We start from the raw sequence: 9939 nt of genomic DNA on the forward strand, positions 1-9939 counted from the left end.
AAGTTTTTGGAGGGAGTCTGAGGGAACCTTTTTACAAAAAGGTTCCCTCAGTGCAATAAATCAGAGCTTTCTTTGTTGTGCTGGAGGTTTACTTCCCTCCGGCCAGCTTCGAGAGCACGCGCTTGTAGAGGCTTCTAACGCGTCTTCGGTGGTCGAGGTAGCGGGAGAGAAGTCCCGGTGCGGCGTCCTTGAAACCGAGTCTTCGGGCGAGGGCCTCCACTTCGGCCGAGCCCTCTACGAGATAGCCTTCCGGTCTGTTATGGACTATGCGCAGTCCCGTCTCCACGAGGCGAAGGAAGCGGTACGCCTCGACGAGGAGGTTGAAGTCCTCCTCGTCGAGGCGGCCGTTGTCTTTCAGGGCCTCCATTGCGGCAAGCGTATTGGCCTTGCGAAGCGCTGGCTCCCGGCCGCCGTGGCGGAGCTGGAGCGCCTGGACGAGGAACTCTATGTCGACCAGGCCGCCCGGTCCGGTCTTGATATTGTAACGGCCGGGTCCTTCTCCCGCTATCTCGCGCTCCATGCGGCCCCTTATGCGCACCATCTCCGAGGCCTCGGTCTCTGAGAGCCCGCGCCCGTACACGGCGTCGAAGAGCTCGGCCGTCACGGCCTCGCCGAAGGAGATGTCGCCGGCCGCGGCCCGGGCGCGCACCATGGCCTGGCGTTCCCAGACCTCGGCCCTTTCCGTCTGGTAGGCTATGAGGGAGGACCTCGATACGACGAGTGGGCCGGCGCTGCCCGAGGGCCGGAGCCTCGTGTCGACCTTGAAGGCCTCGCCCTCGCGGGTCGGTACCGTGAGGACGCTTATTATCTTCTGGCCCAGGCGCACGTAGTACTCGTGGTCCGTAATGACCCGCGGCCCGCTCGTCTCTGCGCAGCCGCCCCTGTCGTCGTATACGAAGAGGAGATCGAGGTCCGACCCGTAGATAAGCTCGCCGGAGCCGAGCTTTCCGAGGCCCATGATGACAAACCCCTTGCGCGAGGGCTCGCCGAAACGGGGGCGAAGCTCGGCCGCGGCGATGGCGATGGCCTGCTCGAGGCTTACTTCGGCCAGGGCCGTGAGCTGCGCCGAAACCTCCGTCCCCTCGAGCTCCCCCGTTATGTCGTTTATGCCGATGCGGAGGACCTCCTGGTTCTTGAACCTGCGCAGGGCGTCGAGCCGCCCTTCGTAATCGCCGGCCCGGGTTACGGCCTCGGCCGACTCTTCGTCGAGCTCGGCCCTCGTCTTTCGGGGCTTCGATATCTCGGGCGAGAGCAGCGTGTCGATGTTTTCGGGGTGCTCGATTATGGCCTGCGAGAGGAAGACGCTCGTGCCGAAGAGTCTCACGAGCAGCTCTGTTACGGCGGGGTTCTCGTTGAGAAGCGAGTAGAAGGCGGTCCTCGCTCCCACGGCCGAGAGGAAGAGCGAGGCGTGGTGGAGGGCCCTGTCCGGGTCGGGCGACGCCGAGGCGAGATGGAGTATGCGGGGGCCGAGGCCGGCAACGAGCGTGCGGGCCCGGGGGGGGATGCGTCCGTGGGCCGGCCCCTCGCGCAGGAGCCGCACCTTTCCCACCCCGCCCCTGGGGTCACGAAAACCCAGCTCTCGAAGCAGCGCCTCGGCCTCTTCGTCCGTAATCTCGGGAGAGAAGAGCGCCGCCACCGGCTCGGGGACCTCCGGGCCCTTCTCTTCTTCCGCCCTGTAGAAGAGCCCCCTGTAGAGTTTGTGGACCCGGGCCGTCACGGCGGCGTACTCGCTCTCGAAGGCTTCGATGTCGTCAAAGCCCATGAGCCGCGCCGTTCTCGACAGTCCGGCCGCCGAAACCGGCAGGGCGTGGGTCTGGCGGCCCTCCACTATCTGGATGCGGTGCTCGAGGTTTCGCAAGAAGACGTAGGCCTCTTTCAGGTCGCCGGCCTCGCCGCGGCCGAGAAGCCCCGCTCCCACGAGCCTTTCGATGGTCTCGAGCGTGCCCTTGGCGCGGAGTTCAGGGTCCTTTCCTCCGTAGATTAGCTGGAGGGCCTGGCAGAAGAACTCGATCTCGCGGATGCCGCCCTCGCCGAGCTTTACGTCGCGCACCGACGGCGATCTCCTCAGCCTGGCGAGATCGATCCTCTCCTTCATGGACTTTATCTCTTCTATGGCCGTGAAGTCGAGATGGCGGCGGAATACGAAGGGCGAGACCATGGCGAGGAACTGCCGGCCGAGTTCCCCGCTCCCGGCAACGGGCCTCGCCTTTATGAGCGCCGACCGCTCCCAGGTCTGTCCCCACGACTCGTAGTAGATCTCGGCGCTGCGGAGAGAATTGGCGATGGGGCCGCTGCGGCCCTCGGGGCGGAGGTCGAGGTCCACCCGGAAGCATATGCCCTCGTCGGTGACGGCGCTTAACACGGCCGTGAGGCGTTCGGCCAGCCGCGTGAAGAACTCGTTGAGTGTCGTGCCGGGGCGGCCCCCCACGCCCGTTGTCCCGCCCCGGTCCGACGAGTAGATGTAGAGGATGTCTATGTCGGAGAAGAAGTTGAGTTCCCGCCCGCCGAGCTTGCCGAGACCGATGACGGTGAAGGCGGCCTCCCTCTCCCGGCCCTCGTCGTCGCGGTAGAGGGGTCTGCCGTAGAGCGCCGCGAGCTCGTCGAGGCAGACGGACAGGGCACCGTCGATGAGCGCACCGGCAAGGTCCGAGAGCTCGGCCGTCACTTCGCTCATCGTTGCGATGCCGAGGATGTCCCGTGCGCCGATCCTCAGGAACTCGCGGCGCTTGTATATGCGAAGCAGCCGTTCGAGCTCGCGGCGCGAGGGGCGCTCATCGCCCCCCTTCCTCGAAAGCAGCCCGCCGAACTCCCTTCTGTACTCGTCCAGGCCCTTCGGCCGTTCAAGCGATCCGCCGAAGAAGAGCCTTTCCGTCGCCTCGGGCTCGATGGCCATCGTATCGGTGAGGAGGCGCGAGGCGCCGCAAAGACGCACCACCCGCCGGAGGGCCTCTTCGTCGGTTGCGAAGAGCTCCACGAGCCGGTCCGGCAGCGCCCCGCAGAGCCGCTCGAGGTTTGCAAGGGCCTCGTCCGGTGATGGCGAGGCGAGGGCCGCCCGGTTCACCGCATCGAGCCGCCGGCCCAGCGCTCCGTCGCCCAGAGCGGCGAGCACGTCGTAGGCGCGCCCCCCGCTGCCGTAGCCCATGGCCTCGAGCCGCGCCGCGCCCTCTCCTTTCTCCATAGCGGCTACGTTCCTTTCCGCGTCCATCGCTATCAGGCCCTCCCGCCAGACCCGATTATAAACCTTTTGCCGCGGAAAGACAAATCCCGCAGTGAGCCGTCCTTGACAAAACTCCAACCCCGGCCTACATTTAATTATATAGGAAGCTCTGATTTATTATACTGAGGGAACCTTTTGTAAAAGGGTCACAGACCCACGGTTCCCTCAGACTCCCTCCAAAACTTTTAACGCGAGTTGTTTCCCCCCTGTTTTGCTAAGCAAAACAGGGGGAAAACAACTCGTATTAAAAGTCTTTGAAGGGGGTCTGGGGGAGACTTTCTATAAAAAGTTTCCCCCAGAGTCAGAAGAAAGGAAGCAATTTATGCGACTTGACAGGTTTACCATAAAGAGTCAGGAGGCCTTGCAGGCCGCCCAGCAGGCGGCGACCGAGAGGAACCATCAGCAGATCGAGCCCGAGCATCTTCTGCTCGTTCTAATCGACCAGGAGGGCGGCATAGTCGGTCCCCTGCTCGACAAGATCGGGGCCGAGAGGGCGCTTGTGCGCAGCCGTCTTGAAGAGGCCCTGGAGAAGCTCCCCAAGGTCTACGGAGCCGAGGCGTCGGAGCCCTACATTTCGCCGAGGCTCAAGGGCGTGCTCGACGGCGCATGGAACAAGGCCCGGGAGCTCAAAGACGAGTTCGTCTCCACCGAGCACCTTCTCATGGCCGTGGCGGCGTCCGACGGGGAAGCGGCCTCCATACTGGCCTCCCAGGGCGTTACGGCCGACAACATCATGAAGGCCCTGGCGTCGGTGCGTGGCTCGCAGCGGGTGACCGACCAGGCCCCGGAGGAGAAGTACCAGGCCGTGGCCAAGTATACGCGGGACCTCGTCGAGGCGGCCAGGGCCGGAAAGCTCGACCCCGTCATAGGCCGCGACGAGGAGATCCGCCGGGTGGTGCAGGTCCTCTCAAGGCGCACCAAGAACAACCCCGTGCTCATAGGCGAGGCCGGCGTGGGCAAGACGGCCATAGCCGAGGGGCTCGCCCAGAGGATCGTGAGCGGTGATGTGCCCGACACGCTCAAGGACAAGCGCATTCTCGCCCTCGACCTCGGCGCCCTCATCGCCGGCACCAAGTACCGCGGCGAGTTCGAGGACAGGCTCAAGGCCCTCTTGCGCGAGATAAACGAGCGAAGCGGCGAGGTCGTTCTCTTCATCGACGAGCTCCACACGCTCGTGGGCGCCGGGGGGGCCGAGGGGGCGATGGACGCCTCCAACATGCTCAAGCCGGCGCTGGCGCGGGGCGAACTCCGCTGCATAGGCGCAACGACCCTCGACGAGTACCGCAAGTACATCGAGAAGGACGCGGCCCTCGAGCGCCGCTTCCAGCCCGTCTTCGTGAGCGAGCCGACCGTCGAGGACACCATCGCCATACTGAGGGGGCTCAAGGAGCGCTACGAGGTCCACCACGGCGTGCGCATAGCCGACTCGGCCATCGTGGCGGCAGCCACGCTCTCGAACCGCTACATAACGGACCGCTTCCTGCCCGACAAGGCCATAGACCTCGTCGACGAGGCGGCATCGCGCCTGAAGATCGAGATCGAGAGCATGCCTTCCGAGATAGACGCCCTCGAGCGCCGGGCCGTGCAGCTCGAGATCGAGCGCCAGGCGCTGAGCAAGGAGACCGACAAGGCGTCGCAGAAGAGGCTCGAGCGCATAGAGCGCGAGCTCGCCGAGCTCAGGGAGAAGAGCTCGCAGCTCAAGCTCCAGTGGAAGGCCGAAAAGGAGCTCATCGACCGCATCAGGGCGACCAAGAAGGAGATGGAGGACGTGAAGCTCGAGGCCGCCAGGGCCGAGCGCGCCGGCGAGCTCGGCCGCGCCGCCGAACTCAAGTACGGCAGGCTCGGCGAGCTCAAAAACCGCCTCGAAGAGGACCAGAAAAAGCTCGCCGAGCTCCAGGGCGAGCGCAAGCTGCTCACCGAGGAGGTCACCGAGGAGGACATAGCCGAGGTGGTGAGCAAGTGGACGGGCATACCGGTGGCGAAGATGATGGAGAAGGAGCGCGAGAAGCTGCTGCGCATCGAGGAGTCGCTGCGCCGCCGCGTGGTGGGCCAGGACGAGGCGCTGCGGGCCGTTGCAAACGCCGTGCGCCGCGCCCGCGCCGGTCTCCAGGACGCCGCCCGTCCCATAGGATCGTTCATATTCCTCGGTCCCACGGGCGTTGGAAAGACCGAGACGGCCAGGGCCCTTGCCGAGTTCCTCTTCGACGACGAAAACGCCATGGTGCGCATCGACATGAGCGAGTTCATGGAGAAACACTCGGTCGCGCGCCTCATAGGCGCCCCTCCCGGCTACGTGGGCTACGAGGAGGGCGGCTACCTCACAGAGGCGGTGCGCCGCCGCCCCTACTCGGTCGTCCTCTTCGACGAGATAGAGAAGGCCCACCCCGACGTCTTCAACCTCCTGCTCCAGATACTCGACGACGGCAGGCTCACCGACGGACAGGGGCGGACCGTGGACTTCAGGAACACGGTCATCATCATGACGTCCAACACGGGGAGCCAGTTCATAGCCGAGCTCGGCGAGAAGGACTACGAGGAGATCCGAAACCGCGTGATGGACGTGCTCAAGGCGACCTTCAAGCCCGAGTTCCTAAACCGCATAGACGACATCATCATCTACCACCCCCTCTCGCGCGAGCACATGAAGGAGATCGTCTCCATACAGCTCGAGCGGGTGAAAAGGCTCCTCAGGGACCGCAAGATCGATCTCACGGCCACCGACGCGGCCCTCGAGTATCTCGCCTCCCGGGGCTTCGACCCGGCATACGGCGCGCGCAGCCTGAAGCGGCTCATCCAGCGCGAGGTCCAGGACCCCCTGGCCGTTAAGATACTGGACGGAACCTTCGTCGAGGAGGACAGGGTCGTTCTCGACGTCGCCTCCGGGGAGCTTGTGCTGCGCAAGGCGGAGCGCGAGGCCGAACCGGCCGGGGCGGCGGCAGGGGGAAGCGCTTGACAAACCCTTTGATTTAAAATAATATCTGTAGGGAAGCTCTGATCAAGGAAACTCCGATCATCGATTATGCTGAAGGAGCCTCTCCTTCAACGGGGCGGTTGATTCGGAGGCTACGCCGGGAGGTTTGCCGTGGCGCTCGTCAAGTGGAATCCCTTCAAGGACATGCTCTATTTCCAGGAGCGGATGAGCCGTATATTCGACGAGTCGCTTGCAGGCGAGGGCGGCGGCATGAATTCCGCCACGGGGGCGTGGTCGCCGCCGGTCGATATCTACGAAACGGGCGACCGCATAGTGCTCAAGGCCGAGCTTCCGGGCGTGAGCATCGACGATGTGGCCGTGGAGGTCAAGGACAACGTGCTGGTGCTGCGGGGCGAGCGCCGTCACCGGAAGGGGCCGGGAGAGGAAAACTTCCACATGATGGAGTGTCCCTACGGGATCTTCGAGCGGGTCTTCAACCTCCCCCACGTGGTGAACCGGAGCGAAGTCAAGGCGAGCCTCAAGGACGGCGTCCTCGAGATCAGCGTGCCCAAGACCGCCGAGCAGAAGGTCGAGAAGATCAAGATAGAAGTCGAGGTCGAGTGAATCGAGACGGCTCCGCCCCTGCCGCAACAAAGCCGGGCCGGGCTCTCAGCCCGACACGCCCCGTGGGGGGTCCGGCTTCCGCGACGCACACCGCACGCACAGCCTGCGCATCGAATACCGCGGCCGGCCGTCTTCAGCCCCCGGGGCGGCCGTCGCTACCATCGCCTGTTGAAGGTTTTTCCGTTATCTTTTCTTTGCACAGGGAGGAGATACGATGACTCAGGAGTCACCGCAAAAGACCGGAGCCGAGGCGGAGGCGGGCGGCTCCGGTGCGGAAGAGGCGGGCTGCGGCGCAGCCCCGTCGTCGGCCGGGGCTGCGCTTCCTCCGGCGAGCTTTACCGACTTCATCCTTTCACTCTCGACGTCGGCCCTGGTGAGCCTGGGCGAGATGGACAATCCCCTTACGAAGAAGAAAGAGAAAGACGCGGCGGCGGCGAGACATACCATAGATCTCGTGGCGCTTCTCCAGGAGAAGACAAAGGGCAATCTGACACGGGAGGAGGATGCCTTTCTCACACAGGTGCTCACCGACCTGCGCCTCAGATACGCCAGGGTTTTCGGCTGATCCCCCGTCTTCGGCCGGCGAGGACTTGCGTGGAACCAAGTAAAGGAAATTCTGATTTATTGCACTGAGGGAACCTTTTTGTAAAGGGTCATAGACCCACGGGTCACAGACCCTCCGTTCCCTCAGACTCCCTCCAAAAACTTTGCCGGCTGCCTGGGGGGGCTGTGCCGGGGGTTCGGGCCGCAAAGGCGTAAAAAAATCCCGCCTGGCGCGGGCCGAACCCCCGGTGCAGCCGAAGATCCGAATAACATACGATGTGGCGGAGGGGAAACGTGGGCCTGTGGCCCTTCTACAGAAAGGTTCCCTCAGGGTAATCAATCAGAGCTTCCTAAACCTTTCGGGGAGGATATGGTGATGAATAAGAGACGTGTATTCGGTCCGGGCTCGCTCGTGCTCGTGGCGCTGCTCTCCGTCATGGCGGGCGTAATCATGACGGCCCGCTTCGACGTGATGGTGCGCAGCGAGGCCCAGGACTTCTGGACCGAGGGCGCCGCGGCCCAGGACGGGCAACACGGGCCCGAATCCTTTGTCGATCTCGCAAAGAAGCTCTCTCCGGCCGTGGTCAACATATCGACCACACAGGTGGTGAAGGAAAGGCTCATGCCCTTTCCCGAGTTCCGCAGCCCCTTCGACGACTTCTTCGGCCAGCCGCCCTTCGGCGGCGGCGAGGCGCCAGAGCGGGAGTTCAAGAGGCAGAGCCTGGGCTCGGGCTTCATCATCAACAAGGAAGGCTACATCGTCACCAACTACCACGTCATAGAGAACGCCTCGGAGATAGTCGTCACCTTCGCCGACACGAAGAAGGACTACGAGGCCGAGATCGTGGGTCAGGACGCAAAGCTCGACCTGGCCCTCATAAAGATAGAGGCCGAGGAGACGCTGCCCGTTGCGCCGCTGGGCGACTCCGATGATCTCGAGATCGGCGAGTGGGTCATGGCCATAGGCAACCCGTTCGGTCTGGGCGGCACGGTGACGGCCGGCATAGTGAGCCAGAAGGGCCGCGTCATCGGCGCCGGTCCCTACGACAACTTCATACAGACCGACGCATCCATCAACCCCGGCAACAGCGGCGGTCCGCTCTTCAACATGCGCGGCGAGGTGGTGGGCATAAACACCGCCATATACGCCGGCGGCCAGGGCATCGGTTTCGCCATACCCATAAACATGGCCAAGGACGTCATACTCCAGCTCAAGGAGAAGGGCAAGGTCACGAGAGGGTGGATCGGCGTGAGCATCCAGGCCATAACGCCCGAGATAGCCGAGTCCTTCGGTCTCGAGGAGCAGCGCGGCGCCCTCGTGGCGGCCGTCAACCCCGGAGACCCGGCCGACAAGGGCGGCCTCAAGGCGGGAGACGTCATAATAGAGTTCGACGGCAAGCCCATAGACGAACTGAGCGACCTGCCGCGCACCGTGGCGGCCACGCCGCCCGGCAAGACCGTGAAGGTCAAGGTCCTGCGCGACGGCAAGGAGCTCACCCTCGAGGTCACCGTGGCCGAGAGGGCCGAGGAGGGCGCCGTAGCGGCGGGCACGCTCTCGGAGCAGAAGCTGGGCTTCACCGTTCAGCCGCTCACACCGGAGCTCGCCGAGAGGTTCGGCCTCGACAGCACCGACGGCGTGCTCATAAGCTCGGTCGATCCCTCCAGCCCGGCCGCCGAAGCGGGCCTGCGGCGCGGCGACATAATAAAGGAGGTCGGGCGGCGGCCTGTAAAGAATATGGCCGAGTTCAAGGAGGCCCTGAGAAGATCGGTCAAGAAGAAGATCGTGCTCTTCCTCATCGAAAGAGGCAAGGGCACCTTCTACGCGGCCGTGAAGCTCAAGGACTGATGCCGCGCCGCTGCGCGGGCGTCCCCGGACCGTGAGCGCTTCGCATCCCGACCGTTACGTGGCGGCGCTCACCGGCGCCAGCGGCTGCGAGTACGGACTGAGGCTCGTAGAGGAGCTCCTTGCAGGCGGCGCAGCCGTGGACCTCATTGTCTCGAAGGCCGGTCTGCTCATACTCGAGGAGGAGGCCGGCCTTCGTCTCGGAGGCGACCAGCGCGGCGCCCTTCGCCGTGCGCTCGAGGCGCGCCGCCGCGTCGACGCCGACGCCCTTGAAAGACTCGCATGCTACGGCGCCGACGAACTCACGGCCCCTGCGGCGAGCGGCTCGTCGCGCAGGCGCGCCATGGTCGTCTGCCCCTGCTCCATGGGAACGCTCGCAAGGATAGCCTCCGGCGCATCCGGCAACCTCATAGAACGGGCCGCCGACTGCATGCTCAAGGAACGCCGCCCGCTGATAGTCGTCCCAAGGGAAACACCGCTCGGCGTCATCCACCTCGAAAACATGCTGCGCCTTGCCAGGGCCGGGGCCGTCGTACTGCCGGCCATGCCGGCGTTCTATACGAAACCGGAGAAGATATCCCACCTCGTGGACTTCGTGGTCGGCAAGATCCTCGACTCGCTAAATATCGACAATAACCTCTACCAACGATGGAAACAACATTGAATCCTGAGGGAACCTTTTTGAAAAAAGGTTCCCTCAGACTCCCTCCAAAAACTTTTAACGCGAGTTGGTTTCCCCCTGTTTTGCCAGGCAAAACAGGGGGAAACCAACTCGTATTAAAAGTCTTTGAAGGGGGTCTG

6 protein-coding genes are annotated in these 9939 nt (G+C 64.0%); 5 read left to right on the forward strand and 1 reads right to left on the reverse strand.

Annotated features, from left to right (window positions below):
• Positions 1-88 precede the first annotated feature (88 nt).
• Positions 89-3205 carry a bifunctional [glutamate--ammonia ligase]-adenylyl-L-tyrosine phosphorylase/[glutamate--ammonia-ligase] adenylyltransferase gene (gene glnE, locus ENJ37_09910; GenBank protein HHL40810.1) on the reverse strand — a complete coding sequence of 1039 codons (3117 nt, stop codon included), beginning with the start codon at positions 3203-3205 and terminating at the stop codon, positions 89-91.
• Positions 3206-3539: 334 nt separating this feature from the next.
• On the opposite strand from glnE, the gene clpB reads away from it, so the two are divergent.
• From clpB to ENJ37_09935, 5 genes are all read left to right on the forward strand, one after another.
• Positions 3540-6170, forward strand: coding sequence for an ATP-dependent chaperone ClpB (gene clpB / locus ENJ37_09915; protein HHL40811.1), 2631 nt, complete (start codon positions 3540-3542; stop codon positions 6168-6170).
• Between the two features lie 129 nt (positions 6171-6299).
• Positions 6300-6752 (forward strand): Hsp20/alpha crystallin family protein, encoded by a 453-nt coding sequence (locus tag ENJ37_09920; GenBank protein HHL40812.1) that lies wholly within the window; start codon positions 6300-6302, stop codon positions 6750-6752.
• Positions 6753-6966: 214 nt separating this feature from the next.
• Complete coding sequence (locus ENJ37_09925; protein ID HHL40813.1) at positions 6967-7317, forward strand: DUF1844 domain-containing protein; 351 nt, start codon at positions 6967-6969, stop codon at positions 7315-7317.
• Positions 7318-7665: 348 nt separating this feature from the next.
• Entirely contained in the window at positions 7666-9141 is a 1476-nt protein-coding gene (locus tag ENJ37_09930) for a DegQ family serine endoprotease (GenBank protein ID HHL40814.1), read from the forward strand.
• 58 nt (positions 9142-9199) lie between these two features.
• Positions 9200-9802 carry a UbiX family flavin prenyltransferase gene (locus ENJ37_09935; protein HHL40815.1) on the forward strand — a complete coding sequence of 201 codons (603 nt, stop codon included), beginning with the start codon at positions 9200-9202 and terminating at the stop codon, positions 9800-9802.
• Positions 9803-9939: the final 137 nt, after the last annotated feature.

It is taken from the genome of Deltaproteobacteria bacterium (assembly GCA_011375175.1).
GTDB lineage: Bacteria > Desulfobacterota > GWC2-55-46 > GWC2-55-46 > DRME01 > DRME01.

What these genes read in the sequence shown, in the direction of transcription:
- glnE (HHL40810.1), bottom strand. Translation starts at nt 3,205, where the DNA reads ATGGACGCGGAAAGGAACGTAGCCGCTATGGAGAAAGGAGAGGGCGCG.
- clpB (HHL40811.1), top strand. Translation starts at nt 3,540, where the DNA reads ATGCGACTTGACAGGTTTACCATAAAGAGTCAGGAGGCCTTGCAGGCC.
- ENJ37_09925 (HHL40813.1), top strand. Translation starts at nt 6,967, where the DNA reads ATGACTCAGGAGTCACCGCAAAAGACCGGAGCCGAGGCGGAGGCGGGC.
- ENJ37_09930 (HHL40814.1), top strand. Translation starts at nt 7,666, where the DNA reads ATGGTGATGAATAAGAGACGTGTATTCGGTCCGGGCTCGCTCGTGCTC.